General features: G+C 71.1%; 15 protein-coding genes. All 15 read left to right on the top strand.

Features of this window, described 5'->3' with window-relative positions:
- The first annotated feature begins 4 nt into the window (after positions 1 to 4).
- Positions 5 to 418 carry a phage tail tube protein gene (locus AW27_RS23585; protein ID WP_037930990.1) on the top strand — a complete coding sequence of 138 codons (414 nt, stop codon included), beginning with the start codon at positions 5 to 7 and terminating at the stop codon, positions 416 to 418.
- Between the two features lie 103 nt (positions 419 to 521).
- Entirely contained in the window at positions 522 to 923 is a 402-nt protein-coding gene (locus AW27_RS23580; RefSeq protein WP_037930991.1) for a hypothetical protein, read from the top strand.
- A 20-nt stretch (positions 924 to 943) separates the two neighbouring features.
- Positions 944 to 1297, top strand: a complete 354-nt coding sequence (locus AW27_RS23575; RefSeq protein ID WP_236647906.1) for a phage tail assembly protein T — start codon at positions 944 to 946, stop codon at positions 1295 to 1297.
- Entirely contained in the window at positions 1230 to 3296 is a 2067-nt protein-coding gene (locus tag AW27_RS23570; RefSeq protein WP_304949900.1) for a phage tail tape measure protein, read from the top strand. Before AW27_RS23575 ends, AW27_RS23570 begins: the two co-directional genes overlap by 68 nt.
- Before the next feature lie 12 nt (positions 3297 to 3308).
- The gene (locus tag AW27_RS23565; protein WP_052031420.1) at positions 3309 to 6623 is read left to right on the top strand and encodes a hypothetical protein; all 3315 of its coding nucleotides are present in this window, start codon (positions 3309 to 3311) and stop codon (positions 6621 to 6623) included.
- 9 nt (positions 6624 to 6632) lie between these two features.
- Positions 6633 to 7109 carry a hypothetical protein gene (locus AW27_RS23560; RefSeq protein ID WP_157840354.1) on the top strand — a complete coding sequence of 159 codons (477 nt, stop codon included), beginning with the start codon at positions 6633 to 6635 and terminating at the stop codon, positions 7107 to 7109.
- The gene (locus tag AW27_RS23555) at positions 7106 to 7366 is read left to right on the top strand and encodes a hypothetical protein (protein WP_037931077.1); all 261 of its coding nucleotides are present in this window, start codon (positions 7106 to 7108) and stop codon (positions 7364 to 7366) included. The genes AW27_RS23560 and AW27_RS23555 overlap by 4 nt, the downstream gene beginning before the upstream one ends.
- A 49-nt stretch (positions 7367 to 7415) precedes the next feature.
- The gene (locus tag AW27_RS23550) at positions 7416 to 8246 is read left to right on the top strand and encodes an N-acetylmuramoyl-L-alanine amidase (RefSeq protein WP_304949899.1); all 831 of its coding nucleotides are present in this window, start codon (positions 7416 to 7418) and stop codon (positions 8244 to 8246) included.
- A 14-nt stretch (positions 8247 to 8260) separates the two neighbouring features.
- Positions 8261 to 8488 carry a hypothetical protein gene (locus AW27_RS23545; protein WP_037924206.1) on the top strand — a complete coding sequence of 76 codons (228 nt, stop codon included), beginning with the start codon at positions 8261 to 8263 and terminating at the stop codon, positions 8486 to 8488.
- Entirely contained in the window at positions 8485 to 8730 is a 246-nt protein-coding gene (locus AW27_RS23540) for a hypothetical protein (protein WP_037924204.1), read from the top strand. The genes AW27_RS23545 and AW27_RS23540 overlap by 4 nt, the downstream gene beginning before the upstream one ends.
- Before the next feature lie 9 nt (positions 8731 to 8739).
- On the top strand, positions 8740 to 10845 hold the full coding sequence (locus tag AW27_RS23535) for an SGNH/GDSL hydrolase family protein (RefSeq protein ID WP_037924200.1): 2106 nt from the start codon (positions 8740 to 8742) through the stop codon (positions 10843 to 10845).
- Positions 10846 to 10937: 92 nt separating this feature from the next.
- Positions 10938 to 12122 (top strand): helix-turn-helix domain-containing protein, encoded by a 1185-nt coding sequence (locus AW27_RS23530; protein WP_037924198.1) that lies wholly within the window; start codon positions 10938 to 10940, stop codon positions 12120 to 12122.
- Positions 12123 to 12230: 108 nt separating this feature from the next.
- Positions 12231 to 12455, top strand: a complete 225-nt coding sequence (locus tag AW27_RS23525) for a hypothetical protein (RefSeq protein WP_037924195.1) — start codon at positions 12231 to 12233, stop codon at positions 12453 to 12455.
- The gene (locus tag AW27_RS23520; protein WP_157840284.1) at positions 12452 to 12607 is read left to right on the top strand and encodes a hypothetical protein; all 156 of its coding nucleotides are present in this window, start codon (positions 12452 to 12454) and stop codon (positions 12605 to 12607) included. Before AW27_RS23525 ends, AW27_RS23520 begins: the two co-directional genes overlap by 4 nt.
- Positions 12608 to 12722: 115 nt before the next feature.
- Positions 12723 to 13208 (top strand): glycine-rich domain-containing protein, encoded by a 486-nt coding sequence (locus tag AW27_RS23515; RefSeq protein ID WP_052030947.1) that lies wholly within the window; start codon positions 12723 to 12725, stop codon positions 13206 to 13208.
- The last annotated feature ends 322 nt before the right edge of the window (positions 13209 to 13530 follow it).

Below are 13530 nucleotides of genomic sequence, written 5' to 3'. Positions count from 1 at the left end.
ACCCATGGCTGGAATCGACGGATTCGGCACCGCATTCAAGAGGGGCGACGGCGCCGACCCCGAGGTGTTCACCGCTCTCGCGGACGTCACCAACGTCTCCGGCCCGGGCCTGTCCCGGGAGACCATCGACGTCACCTCCCACGACTCACCGGACGCGTGGATGGAGTTCATCGGCGGCCTCAAGGACGGCGGCGAGGTCAGCCTGGACGTCAACTATGCCCCCGCCAACCACGACGACCTGATCGCCGACTTCGACGACGACGCCCCGCGCAACTACCAGGTCGTCTTCCCCGACCCCGACACGACCACGTGGTCGTTCGCCGCGGTGATGACCGGCTTCGAGCCGGAGGCCCCCTACGACGACAAGCTGTCGGCAACGATCACCTTCAAGGTGTCCGGCAAGCCCACCATCAGCTGATGGCCGCCGACCGTATCGACATCACCCGCACCGGCCCCACCGTCGCCCTGACCCTGATCGCCCGCAGCGTGCAGGTCAGCAACACCCTGGAAAGCGAGCCCCCATGGCCCTCCTGAGCCGCGCACAGATCGACGCCGTCGACGACCGCACGTGGGAAGACGTCCCCGTGCCCGAGTGGGGAGGCGAGGTGCGGATCCTGGGCCTGTCCGGGACCGAACGCGACGCCTACCAGGCCTCCATGGTCCGCATGGGATCCCAGGGCAACGTCGCCGGCGTCAACCTCGCCGACACCTCCGCCCGCCTCCTGGCCAAGTGCATCGTCGACGCCGACTTCAACCGCCTCTACACCGACAAGGACGTCAAGGCGCTCGGTGTGAAGAACGGCGCCGTGATCCGGCGGCTGTTCAAGGAGGCACAGCGAATCTCCGGCCTGGCCAAGGAGTCCGTCGAGGACGCGGCGGGAAACTCCGCAGCCGCCCAGAGCGGCAGTTCTACTTCCGCCTAGCCCTGGCCAAGGGCGTGTCGGTGGCCGAGCTGTTGGCGACGCACTCCTCCGCCGAGCTCACCGAGTGGATCGCCTACGAGCAGATCACCGGACCCATCGGCGCGGCCCGCGACGACATCCTGATGGCGATCCTCGCCGCGACCGTCTCCAACGCGAACCGCGGCAAGGGCCGCAAAGCCCGCGTCAAAGACTTCCTGCCCACCTGGGACCGCACCCGTAAGCGGATGAACTGGCAGGACATGCTCACCGCCGTGAAGTCGATCAACGCCTCTCTGGGCGGAACCGACCTGACCCGAGGAGGCGAGCATGGCACTGCTGTCGACACTCCTGGTCAAGCTCGGTATCGACGCCCAGGAGCTGACCGACGGCGCTGAGGGCGCGGCGCAGGAGGTCAACCACTCGCTCATGGGCATCGGTGGCGCGGCCGCCGGCGCGGCGGTCGGCGCGATGTTCGCGGCCGGGCTGTCCTCCGCGATGGACGCCAGCGCGGCGAACGCCAAGCTGACCGCGCAGCTGGGCCTGACCGAGGCGGAGGCGGCCCGCGCGGGAGACGTCGCGGGAGAGGTCTTCTCCGACGGCTGGGGCGAGTCGATCGCGGAGGTGAACGAGGCGCTCGGCTCGGTCGGGTCCGCCCTGGGCGGGCTGTCCGAGCTGACCGACTCCGAGCTGGAGTCGATGACCCGCTCGGCCCTGGCGCTGGCCAAGACCTTCGAGCTGGACGTGTCGGAGGCGGCGACGGCCGCCGGAGCGATGATCAACAACAAGTTGGTCAAGGACGGCGAGGAGGCCTTCGACGTCCTGACCAAGGCAGCCCAGACGCTGCCCAAGTCGATGATGGCCGACATCCCTTTGGCCATCAACGAGTACGGCAAGCACTGGGCGCGTATAGGCCTGGACGCCAAGGACGCGATGGGCATGATGTCCCAGTACGTCAAGGCGGGCGGCCGGGACATCGACCAGGCCGGCGACGTCCTCCACGAGTTCGCGCGCATCACCTCCGAGGAGACCGACAAGGCCGCCGAGGCGTTCAAGGGGCTGGGGCTGCCGGCCAAGGAGATGCTGGCCGAGATCCACAAGGGCGGTCCCGCCGCCAAGGCCGCGCTGCAGAAAACGATCGAGGCCCTGCGCGGGGTGGAGGACAGCGGCGAACAGTCCGCGCTGGCCATCGAACTGTTCGGCGACATGGCCGGTGAGGGCGCCGACGCGCTGTGGGCGATGGACCCCGCCACCGCGGCTGTCTCCTCCGGGATGGCGGAGGCCGCCGGCGCCGCCGCCTCCATGGAGGACGCCCTGGCCGCCGACCCGATGATGGCCTACGACTCCATCGTCCGGTCCCTGACCACCGCCCTCGGCGAATACCTGGCCCCCGCCCTGGCCACGGTGGCCACCTTCGCCAAGGAACACCCCGAGGCGTTCAAGGCCATCGCCATCGCGCTGGGTGTCTTCGCCGTGGCCATGGCCATCGCCGCCGCCGCGCAGTGGGCGATGAACGCCGCCATGTTCGCCAGCCCGATCACGTGGATCATCCTCGCCATCGTGGCCCTCGTCGCCGCGATCGTGTACGTCGCGACGCAGACCACCTGGTTCCAGACCGCGTGGAAGGTCACCGTCGACGCGGTGGTCGCAGCCGCAAAGTGGCTGTGGGAGCAGGTCTCGGCCGAGTTCATGAAGATCGCGAACTTCCTGCTGACGTGGACCGGCTGGAAGTTCGTCATCGACCACTGGGACCAGATCAAGGCCGGTGTCGCAGCGGCCGGCGCCTGGGTGAGCAACAACGTGCAGGAGACCGTCGAGGACATCACCGCGACGATCGACTGGCTGCAGGCTCTGCCCGGCCGCGTCGGCGCCTACTTCGGCGGCATGGTCTCCGAGGCCAAGGCCAAGGGCGAGTCCCTCATCAACTGGGTCCACGGCATCCCCGGCAGCGTCCAGTCCGCCGTAGGGGACCTCGGCGGTCTGCTGCGCGGCGCCGGACGCTCCATCATCCAGGGCCTGATCGACGGCGTCACCGGCATGATCGGCAGCCTGCAGCGCCGGTTCTCCACGATCACCAACATGATCCCGGACTGGAAAGGCCCGATGTCCCTGGACATGCGGCTCCTGACCCCGTCGGGCGAGGCCCTCATGAGCGGCCTCATGGACGGCGTCGAGGACCGCCTGCCCGCCCTGCGGCGCACCCTCCAGGGCGTCACCTCCGACATCCCCCACAACGTCAACGTCGGCGTCGGGGCGGCCGGCGGCGGCCGCCAGGAGATCGTCACCCGACTCGTCATCGACAGCAACGTCGATTCCGCATTCGCCACCGCCATCAAGAAGTCCGTGCGCACCGACGGCCGCGGCGACGCCGCAACGTACTTCAGCACCGGCCGCTAGAAGGGAGCCCCCATGGCCCACGGCCTGATGACCGAGCTGCAGATCGGCGGAGTGTGGACCCCCATCCAGGCCAGCGTGTACGCGCGGTCGCCGCTCGTGGTCGAGCGGGGCCGGCGCGATGAAGACGCCGTCGTCGGCCCCAGCAGGGCGCGGCTGCAGCTCGACAACCGGGACGGCCGGCACAGTCCGGGCAACCCCCGCTCGGCGAACTACGGGCTGTTCGGCCGCAACGCGCCCATCCGGTTCTCCGTGCCCGGCGAGTCCTACCTGGACCTGACCGGCCTGAGCCCGGACCTGATCAGCACCCCGGACCATGCCAGCCTCGACATCACCGGCGACATCGACCTGCGGATCGAAGCAACGGTCGACTGGGCGAGCACCACTCCCACGATCCTCATGGGCAAGTGGAGTGCGACCACGGGGCAGCGCTCCTACCGGCTGTCGATCAACTCCAACTACCTGCAACTGGTGTGGACCACCGACGGCACGACAACAGCCTTCGCGCAGGCTCCGCTGCCCTCCACGATCCCCGCCCGGGCCGCTGTCCGCGGGGCCCTGGACGTCAACGACGGGACCGGCGGGTGGACCGCGCATCTGTACTGGGCGCGGACTATGGACGGGCCGTGGACGGAGCTCCTGGAGGGCGACCAGCTGTCCGGGACCGGTGTCACCAGCATCCACTCGGGGACGTCCGCGCTGCAGATCGCGCCGACGTCCGGGTCCGTCCTGCCCATGGCCGGCCGTGTGCACCGGGCGGAGGTCCGCGACGGCATCGCCGGGACGGTGGTCGCCAGCCCCGATTTCCGGGCGCAGCCTGCGGGCACGACCTCGTTCGCGGACGGCGCGGGACGCACCTGGACCATCGCCGGGGATGCGGCGATCCGGGACCGCTGGTATCGGCTGCACGCCGAGGTGTCGTCCTGGCCCGCCCGCTGGGACGTCTCCGGGCGTGACGTGTACGTGCCCATCGAGGCCGCGGGAATCCTGCGCCGTCTCGGCCAGGGCCAGAAGGCGCTCGCCTCGACGCTGGCCCGCCGGCTGCCGTCGCAGGGCCCGGTGGCGTACTGGCCCATGGAGGAGGGCCGCGACGCCGTGCAGGCCTACTCGCCGCTGGTGGGCTGCGCCCCGCTCACCACCCCCGGGTTCTCCTTCGGCCAGGATGACAGCTGTCCCGGGTCGGCGGCCCTCCCGTCCCTCGGCGCCGCCGCCATCATGGCCGGAGCCGTGCCCGAGTACACCAGCACCGGCAACGGCTACCTGATCTCCCTGGTGTTCCAGCTGGACGCGCCGAGCGGATCGAAACAGCCCTGGCTGTCCTTCCGCACGACCGGCACCGCGGCTGGCATCGTCATCAGCTACACCGCGGGCACGATCGAGATCGACGGCTACGACTCCTCCAGCGCCCTGATCTGGAACGAGAGCTTCGGCAACAGCGACACCTACGGGCCGGGCCGCTGGTGGCGCTTCGACTTCTCCGCCCAGCAGAACGGCGGGAACGTCGACTACCACGCTGGCTGGGTTGAGGTCGACGGGGTCGGCAGCGCATGGAACTGGTCCGAGGCCGGGACCGTGGGCACCGTCGAGGAGTTCGACACCGCCTTCGGGGCGGCTTTCAGCGGCATGAAAATCGGCCACCTGACCGTCTTCCCCAGCTCCGACCTCGGCGTGTGGGGCGGCAGCGACAACGGGTACGGCGGGGAACCCGCGGATGTCCGGCTCAACCGGCTCGGCGCAGAGGAGGGCGTCGGAATCCGGACACACGGCGGCTCAACACCCCTGGGCGCGCAACGCCCGAACTCGCTGCTCTCCCTGTTCGGTGAGTGCGAGGCCGCCGACGGTGGGGTGCTGTTCGAGGACCGGGAGCGGCTGGCGCTGGTCTACCGGTCCCGGGAGTCCCTCTACACCCAGCCCGTCGCGCTCACCCTGGACTACGAGGCCGACGGCCACGTGTCGCCGCCGCTGGAGCCGATCGACGACGACCAGCGGATCCGCAACGACCGCACGATCACCCGCACCGGCGGCTCCTCCGCCCGCGCAGTCGACGAGACCAGCGCCCTGTCGGTGCTGCCACCGCCGCTGGGGGTGGGCCCCTACGACGACTCGCGCACGCTGAACCTCCGCGCCGACAGCCAGGTCGAGCAGATCGCCGCGTGGGCCCTGCACCTGGGCACGTGGGACGAGCCGCGCTACCCGACCGTCCACATCAACCTGGCAGCGGCACCGTCCCTGATCCCGGCCGTCCTCGCACTGGACATCGGCGACCGGATCCAGATCGTCAACCCCCCGGCCTGGCTGCCGCCCGGCCCGATCGACCTCCTCGTCGAGGGCTACACCGAAGCGTTCGGCCACCCGAACAGCTGGGACATCGTGCTGAACTGCTCGCCCGCCGGCCCGTGGAACGTCGCCGTCGTCGAGGACCCGGTCTATGGGCGGGCGGACACTACCGGGTCGGTCCTCGGCGCCGACGCCACCGACTCGGCGACGACGCTGGTGGTGCACACCGAGCAGACGGCCGTCGCCTGGTCCCGCGAACGGTGGCCCCAGGACCCCGCGCAGTACCCGATGGACCTCCGCGTCGACGGCGAGGTCGTCACCGCGAGCGCGGCCACCTCGCTGGCCGAGGACGACTTCACCCGGACCGTCGCCGCGGGCGGGTGGGGCCTCGCCGCCGACGGGCACGCCTGGACACTCAACGGTGGCGTCAGCAACAACGAGCGGTCCGTGGCGTCCAACCGCGGCGTGGTCACCGTGACGAGCTCGCAGACCCTGCACCGGCAGCAGACCGTCTCCGAGACCTGCCAGGACGCCGACGTGCGCTGCCAGATGGCCGTGTCCGCCACCGCCACCGGCGGCAACCTGACCGGGTGCGTGCTGCTGCGCTGGACGTCGACCACCGCGCACTACCGGGCGCGGCTGGAGTTCACCACCGGCGGCGCCATCAACGTGTCCGTCACCAACGGGTCCACGATCATCGGCACCAACGAAGCCACCGGCCTGACCTACAGCCCGGGCGACACCTTCGAGGTGCGGGTGCGGATCATCGGCTACCGGGTCCTGATGCGGGTGTGGCGCACCGGCACCACCGAGCCGATCCTCTGGCACATCGACCGCACCGACGTCTCCGCCACCAACCCGGCCGGCGCCATCGGTCTCAGCTGCCACGGCGGCACCGGCAACACCAACACGGGCGTGGAGTACCGCTTCGACAACTTCCTCGTCGAGTCGCCGCAGCGCATCACGGTGACGCGCGCCGTGAACGACGTCACCAAGTCCCATGCGGCCGGCGAGCGGATCCGTCTCGCCCAGCCCGCCCGAGCCGCCCTGTAGGAGGGAGCCGTGACCCAAGCCGGGGAGATCATCGACGCCGAGTGGTGCACTCGAATGGAGCGGCCGCCGCTGGCCGTCCTCAAGCAGACCGTGAGCCAGTCCGTCCCTAACGGGACCTGGGGCATCATCGCCTTCGACACTGAGGACGTCGACACCTACGGCGGCCACTCCATCAGCGTCAACACCTCCCGCTACACCTGCCAGTACGCAGGCTGGTACCGGGTCGGCGGTAGGGCCGCTTTCGTCGCGAACGCCACCGGGTCCCGCGGCGCCCGCGTCCACGTCAACGCCAACTACATCCCCGGCGCGGCCACGCTGCAGGGCGCCGGCACCCTCGCCGGCAACCCGTACACCGAGCACATCCTGTACCTGAACGTCGGCGACTACGTCGAGATCGCCGGCGGCCACAACTCCGGCGGCGCCCTGTCCACCGCGGTGACGTTCGAGTCCGCGTCCATGATGTACGTCGAATGGATCCACGCATGATCTGCACCACGTGCGGGGCCGAGGCGGTGGTGCAGTGGCGCCGCCGCACCCCCGACAAGAGGGCCACCGAGCCCGTCGGCGGCTGCGCCGACCACGCCATGACCCCCGCGGCCGCCGGCTACGTCCACGAGGCGACGTGCCCCGGCCCCGGCAAGAGCTGCGGATGCCCGGCCCCGGCCACGCCCGAGTTCCCGTTCACCGGCAACGAGGACCGGCCCGGCGGCCCACCCAAGCGACGCATGCCACCCGGCTGGTAGACCACCCCACCCACACGACGCCCCGCGCCCGCCGGCCGGGGCGTTCCTCATGCCCTGGAGACACACCATGGACCTCGTCCGCAGATCCCAGTACGGCCTGCCCGCCACCTCCCCCGCCGCCTACATCGCCAGCACCAACGGCGTGAAGGTGCACTACCTCGGCTCCGCATACACCAGCCGCCGACACGACCTGTGCGACGACTACGTCCGCGCGATCCGCGCCAGCCACCTCGCCAACACCACCGAGAACTACGTCGACATCGCCTACAACGCGGCCGTGTGCGAGCACGGCACCGTGTTCGAGGGCCGCGGCCCTCACCACCGCTCCGGCGCCAACGGAACCGCCGCGCTGAACACCCGCGACTACTCCGTCGTCGCCCTCGTCGCCAAGGCCGGCGGAGGCCTGGACACCCCCACCGACGCCCAGCTGCACGGCCTCCGCGACGCGATCGAGTGGCTGCGCGCCGAGGGCGAGGCCGGCAACTACATCGGCGGCCACCGCGACGGCTACGCCACCACCTGCCCCGGCGCCCCGCTCTACGACTGGGTCAAGCGCGGCGCACCCCGACCGAGCAGCACACCCGCGCAGAGCACGCCCGTGGTGGACCTGTCCCGACTCATCTCGGCCGCGACCGTCGACCCGCCCAAGTCCGGCACCCCCGTGTCCTACGCGGGCGTCCGCACCGTCGAGGCCGCGCTCCGCGCCGAGGGACTCCTGTCCGCCACCTACGTCGACGGGCACTTCGGCACGTCGACCATCACCGCCTACCGGGCCTGGCAACAGCGCTGCGGCTACCGCGGCGCGGACGCCGACGGCATCCCCGGCAAGAGCAGCCTGACCCGCCTGGGCACCGCCCACGGCTTCACCGTCATCGACTGACCAGGAGACCCGCCATGAAGGACACCACCAAGCGCACCGCCCGCACCATGCTGCAGACCGGGCTCGGCCTGGCCGTCGCGCTGCCCGCGATCGTGGACGCCTCCGGCATCCCCGAGGCCCTCCCCTGGGTCGCCGGCGCCCTGGCCGTGGCCGGCGGACTCGCCCGCGTCATGGCCCTCCCCAGCGTGCAGCAGCTCCTCCCGGGCTGGCTGCGCACCGCCGACCCGGACGACGCGGCATGACGCCCTCCGAGTCGCAGCACGTGGCCACCGAAATCGCCAAGTTGCGAGGGTCCGTCGACACCGGGTTCGCCCGGGTCGACGGGGCCCTGGCGCTCCTCGTCCAGCGGAGTGACCAAACGGACAAGCAGCTCGCCGACCATGAGACGCGGCTGGACGCCCTCGAGCGGAACCGCTGGCCCCTGGCCACCATCGCCACCCTGGCAGGCGTCGGCTCGCTCCTCTACACCCTCTTCGGCCGATAGGAGCACCGCATGCCCACCACCCGTACCGTGACCGGGCTGGTCGGCAGCCAGATCATCGGGGCGTCGTCAGGGATCCGGCGGGTCGTCCTGGCCCCCTACCCGGCCCGCTGGACCGACACCGACGGAGACACCATCCTCGCCTCGCCGGGCGAGGAACAGACCATCACCAACGGCGCCTGGTCCGCCGAGCTAGTCACCACCGACGACACCACCATCGAGCCGGCAACCGGCCGCCTGTGGCGCTACGAGGAGTACCACCAGGGCGTCATCGTCAAGGTGCTCCACTTCCTGCTGCCCTACGGCGACGGGAGCCCTGTCCCCATCACCGACCTGATCCAGACCGACCCCGGGAACGTCACCTACCTGCGCGGCCCCGAGGGTCCGGCCGGACCGGCAGGCGCCGACGGCGCGGACGGGGCGACCGGCCCGCAGGGCGAAACTGGCCCTGCCGGAGAGACCGGAGCGGCCGGGCCCGCGGGCGCGGACGGCGCGCAGGGTCTCCAGGGCCTGGCGGGAGCGGACGGCGCCCCGAGCCGTACCGCAGAGGTCCGGATCTCCGACGGCGCGGTACAGGACCTGGCCAGCGCCGCATCGTGGACGATCGCGGCGACGAGCGTCGGCACCCAACTCAAGTGCAGCATCCCGGCCGAGCCCGGGGACCGGATCCGCGTAGACCTCGGCATGCTCTACAGCGGCACGAGGTACCTCGACCTGGCGCTCCTCGACTCCGCAGGCGCCATCGCCCAGTACGGGGCGTCTGGGACGTCGTCGCCGCTCGCGGAGGGCGCGCCGGAGTTCTACCCGTCCACCTCGTTCGGGAAGGCGACCAGTGGCGGCACGTTCACGGTGGCCGCCAGCCACCTCGCCGGCGGGCAGGCGACGATCGCACTCGTCAACCAGGGCACCGGCGCCGGCCGGGTGTACGCGTACTCCGGCTATCCGTGGCGGATGACGCTGACGAACATGGGGCCCGCACCAGCCCCGTCGGCGATCAGCGTGGCGCAGACGTCGACGCCAGCGTCCGGGTACGTCAAGTACGCGCCGCCCGGAGTGGCGCTGTCGGGCAGCGATGTGACGGGCCCGTTCTCGTATCTGGGGGCTGGGGGGTTCCAGATCGGTTCGGGCACACCCGACAGCACCTACGTCCTGCCGACGACCCGCTACCCGAACACCCGCGGCGTCCTGTCGTCGAGTCAGTCGATCTGGTCGGTGGAGTTCGGCACGGACGCCACCGCGTTCCAGCTCCGATTCAACTGGCAGACCGGCGGCTCCTACCGGCTGTGGGTGGACGGCCGCCGCATGACGGACCTGATGCAGTCCCTCGGCGGGACAACGCCCGGCAACACGCACATGCTGACCGTGACGCTGGGCGCCGCGCAGCCGCGCGTGATCCGGCTGGACTTCAGCGTGGCCCCGTTCGGCGGGATCTTCCTCCCGCCCGGTGCGACGATGTGGAAACCGCCGGCCCCGTCCGGCCGGATCATGGTGCTCGGGGACTCCATCCCGGGCGGCTCCAGCATGAATACCGCCGGCGGCGCGGGCACCTTCTTCCCGCGGGCGGCCCGCGCACTCGGGTACACGGACGCCTGGAACGAGGCGCTCGGCTCCACCGGCTACATCACCGCCGGGTCCACGGCCACGCTGGGCACGCGCGCGCCGATCGACGTGATCCCGCACAACCCGGACACGTTGCTGATCTTCGCCGGGTACAACGACTCCGCCGGCAGCCAGCCGGCCATCTCGGCGGCCGCGGCCAGCCTGTACAGCGCGGTGACCGCCGGGCTACCGGCGGCGCGGATCTACATCCTCGGCTGCTGGGCTCCGACCGGCTCACCGGGAGCCTCGCTGACAACCACGGACGAGACACTCCGGCTGGCCGCGGCCGCTGCGGGCCTGCCGTTCATCTCCCCCATCACGGGAGCGGTGTACGACGCTGCCGGGGCGCTCGTGGCGACGCACGGGCCGTGGGTCACCGGCACCGGCCGGGTCGGCGCGCCCACCGGGTCGGGGAATGCCGACCTCTATATCGGGACGGACGCGACCCACCCCACGGACGCGGGGCACAAGTACCTCGCTTCGCGGGTGGTCTCGGCAATCCAAGAACTCGCGGCCTGAACACAGCGCCCCCTCTCGGCCTTCGGGCCGGGAGGGGGCGATTTCTGCGTGTCCAGCTATCGTTCAGGTGTCGAGTCTGAACGGGAGCCAGTATGCACTCTCTACCGCACGACCACACCGGCGCACGCATCAAGCGCCTGCGCCTCGAACGCCACCTCACTCAGACAGCCCTCGCAGACCTGGCCGGAATCTCCGCCAGCCTGCTCACAAAGATCGAACGCAAAGAACGCCCCGCCACCCCCTACGTCGTAGCCTGCCTCGCCCGCGCACTCCGCGTGGACATCGGTACCGTCACCGGCCAGCCATACACCGCCGAGCTGCGCGCCGACCAACTCGACGTGCTGATAAGGCCCATCCGCCAGGCCCTGGACGTATACGACCTCGGCCCGGACCCAGAGATCCACCCTCGCCCGCACCAGCTCCTCGCAGACGACGCCGAGGCCTTCCTCGTCGCCGTCCGCGCGGGCGAGATCAAGCAGGTCGCCGCCCAACTCCCGAGCGTCATCCAGGAAGCGACCACGGCCGCGCACACGGCGCCCGGCCGGGACGCCTGGCTCCTCCTCGCCAGCCTGTACCGCACGGCGTACGACGTCGCCTCCAAGCTCGGGTTCTACGACTTGGCCGCACTCAGCTTGGCCCGCATGGACTGGGCCGCCGAGCGCGGGTCGGACGCAGTGGTCGGCGGCATGTACCGCTACATGCGCGCCTTGACGTATCTCCGCGAAGGCGAGTACCGCACCGGCGAGCGCCTCGTCCAGCTCGGCCTGCGCACCCTCGCGCAGGCGGACCCGTCCCGGGAGCGGGAGGTCGTCACCGGGCAGCTGCACCTCGGCGCCGCAGTGATGGCCGGCCGGTCGAAGAATCGCGGCCGCGCAGACGGGCACCTGGATGAGGCGGAGCGGATCGCGGCCGGGACCGGCGAGGCGGTGAGCACGCACTGGCTGGCGTTCGGCCCGACCAACGTCCAGGTGCACCGGGTCAGCGTGCTGGCCGAGCTGGACGAGTACGGGCAGGCGGCGCAGGCCGGGCGGGGGGTGACGATCCCGAAGGACTGGCCGAAGTCCCGCAGGAGCCACCACTACGCGGAGCTGGCGCGCGCGCAGATGTGGACGGGTGACCTCGACGATTCCTTCCAGAACCTGCTGAGGGCCCGCAAGGCCGCGCCGCAGCAGGCCCGCTATCACCAGACGGTGCGGGAGACGTACGCGGGGCTGGAGGCCGCCCGCCGCCTCCTCCCGGACTCGTTCCTTTCATACGGCTCCTGGCTCGGGGCCTAACGCTCCGTCAATCTCTGGCCCTGGCTGACACATGTGTGTGTCAGCCAGGGCCTTGTCGTGCTCCCACACTCGTCTCACCACCCGCTGACGACGGTAGGGAGCCCCGCCATGGCCACCCCGCAAGACGCGCACACAGAGATCCCGCACCCGCTCCTCCGCAAGCCGGTACGCGACATCGCGTCCGGCACCGAGGGCACGCTGATGGCCGTGCTGGTGGAGAACGCGGCCGGGGCCGGCCAGCCGGAGCACTGGGCGGAGATCGCCTACATCCGGCCGGTCGGCGGCGGCCGCGAACTGTCCACGGCCATCGCGAACATCCAGGCCATCCGGTGACGACCAACGAGGTCACCTACCAGCGGGCGGCCCAGCAGCCGCCGCGGCCCTGCTCGTGCGGCGCGCGACCGCTGCCGCTCGGCGGCCCCGAGGGCGGCGCCGTCGTCCACGCGAAGGGCTGCCCGCGCGGCGGCCGCCACGGCATCACCTGACCATCCCGTATCCCGCATTTGCGACGCGAAGGGGACAGCCATGTCCACGCCCGTACCGCCCCCGTGCAGCACCGGACCCGACACTCCGCCCCCACCCTCTCACTCCGGAGGAACCATGACGCTCGCCACCCCTCGCACCCGCAGCGCCCGCGCCCTCATCTCCGAGACCGAGTTCGAGGCCGTCGCCGCGACCGTCGCCAGCAACAACCCCGACATGTCCAGCGCCGACGCCGACCGGATCACCGAGGAGGGGCTGAAGTTCGTCGCGGCCGCCGCCCAGTTCCCCGGCGGCATGCGCCCGTCCCGGGTCGTCGACGAGGGATGGCACGCGCTCATCCTGCACACCATCGTGTACGCCCAGCTGTGCACACGCCTCGGCCGGTTCGTGCACCACGTCCCCGAGCTGCCCGACCCCACCCGGTACCAGCCGGGCGCGCTCGACCACACCATCGACCGGATCCGCACGGCTGGCTTCGAGGTCGACATGGAGCTGTGGACCGCCCCACTGGAGGGGATCCCCGTCGCTGCCACCTGCCAGCACGACAACGGCTGCGCCGACGGGAACTGCGAGGCGAACTGCCGCGCGGACCACCCCAACTAGACATGCTCGCTAGGCTGACGGGCATGAGCGCGCAGGAACGCCCCGACTACGGTCCGTTGATCAATCACCTGCAGGAGCTGCGCCGTAAGGGTGCGGTATCCCGTCGCAGAGACGTGGCTACCGCCGGGTGCGGCGCGTGTCGGGGTCTCGCACGGACCATCCTCGTAGACGGCCAGTACCAGGTCGTGTATAGCCAGCCGTGCCTCGCGTGCCGCGGCGGTGGATCCAGCGACCGCGAGCACACCTCAGCCTGACGAGCGGAAACCGCCCCGGCCGGTTGCCCCCCCCTCCGGCCGGGGCCACCTGGCAAGGGGTCTCGCAG

The organism is Streptomyces sp. PCS3-D2 (assembly GCF_000612545.2).
Taxonomy (GTDB): Bacteria; Actinomycetota; Actinomycetes; order Streptomycetales; family Streptomycetaceae; genus Streptomyces.
The sequence above is the reverse complement of the archived record's forward strand: the minus strand, read 5'-3'. Positions and strand labels throughout refer to the sequence as shown.

Bases quoted from the DNA above. Each gene is read 5' to 3' on its own strand.
- AW27_RS23585 (WP_037930990.1), top strand. From the start codon at position 5: ATGGCTGGAATCGACGGATTCGGCACCGCATTCAAGAGGGGCGACGGC.
- AW27_RS23580 (WP_037930991.1), top strand. From the start codon at position 522: ATGGCCCTCCTGAGCCGCGCACAGATCGACGCCGTCGACGACCGCACG.
- AW27_RS23570 (WP_304949900.1), top strand. From the start codon at position 1,230: ATGGCACTGCTGTCGACACTCCTGGTCAAGCTCGGTATCGACGCCCAG.
- AW27_RS23565 (WP_052031420.1), top strand. From the start codon at position 3,309: ATGGCCCACGGCCTGATGACCGAGCTGCAGATCGGCGGAGTGTGGACC.
- AW27_RS23555 (WP_037931077.1), top strand. From the start codon at position 7,106: ATGATCTGCACCACGTGCGGGGCCGAGGCGGTGGTGCAGTGGCGCCGC.
- AW27_RS23550 (WP_304949899.1), top strand. From the start codon at position 7,416: ATGCCCTGGAGACACACCATGGACCTCGTCCGCAGATCCCAGTACGGC.
- AW27_RS23545 (WP_037924206.1), top strand. From the start codon at position 8,261: ATGAAGGACACCACCAAGCGCACCGCCCGCACCATGCTGCAGACCGGG.
- AW27_RS23540 (WP_037924204.1), top strand. From the start codon at position 8,485: ATGACGCCCTCCGAGTCGCAGCACGTGGCCACCGAAATCGCCAAGTTG.
- AW27_RS23535 (WP_037924200.1), top strand. From the start codon at position 8,740: ATGCCCACCACCCGTACCGTGACCGGGCTGGTCGGCAGCCAGATCATC.
- AW27_RS23530 (WP_037924198.1), top strand. From the start codon at position 10,938: ATGCACTCTCTACCGCACGACCACACCGGCGCACGCATCAAGCGCCTG.
- AW27_RS23525 (WP_037924195.1), top strand. From the start codon at position 12,231: ATGGCCACCCCGCAAGACGCGCACACAGAGATCCCGCACCCGCTCCTC.
- AW27_RS23515 (WP_052030947.1), top strand. From the start codon at position 12,723: ATGACGCTCGCCACCCCTCGCACCCGCAGCGCCCGCGCCCTCATCTCC.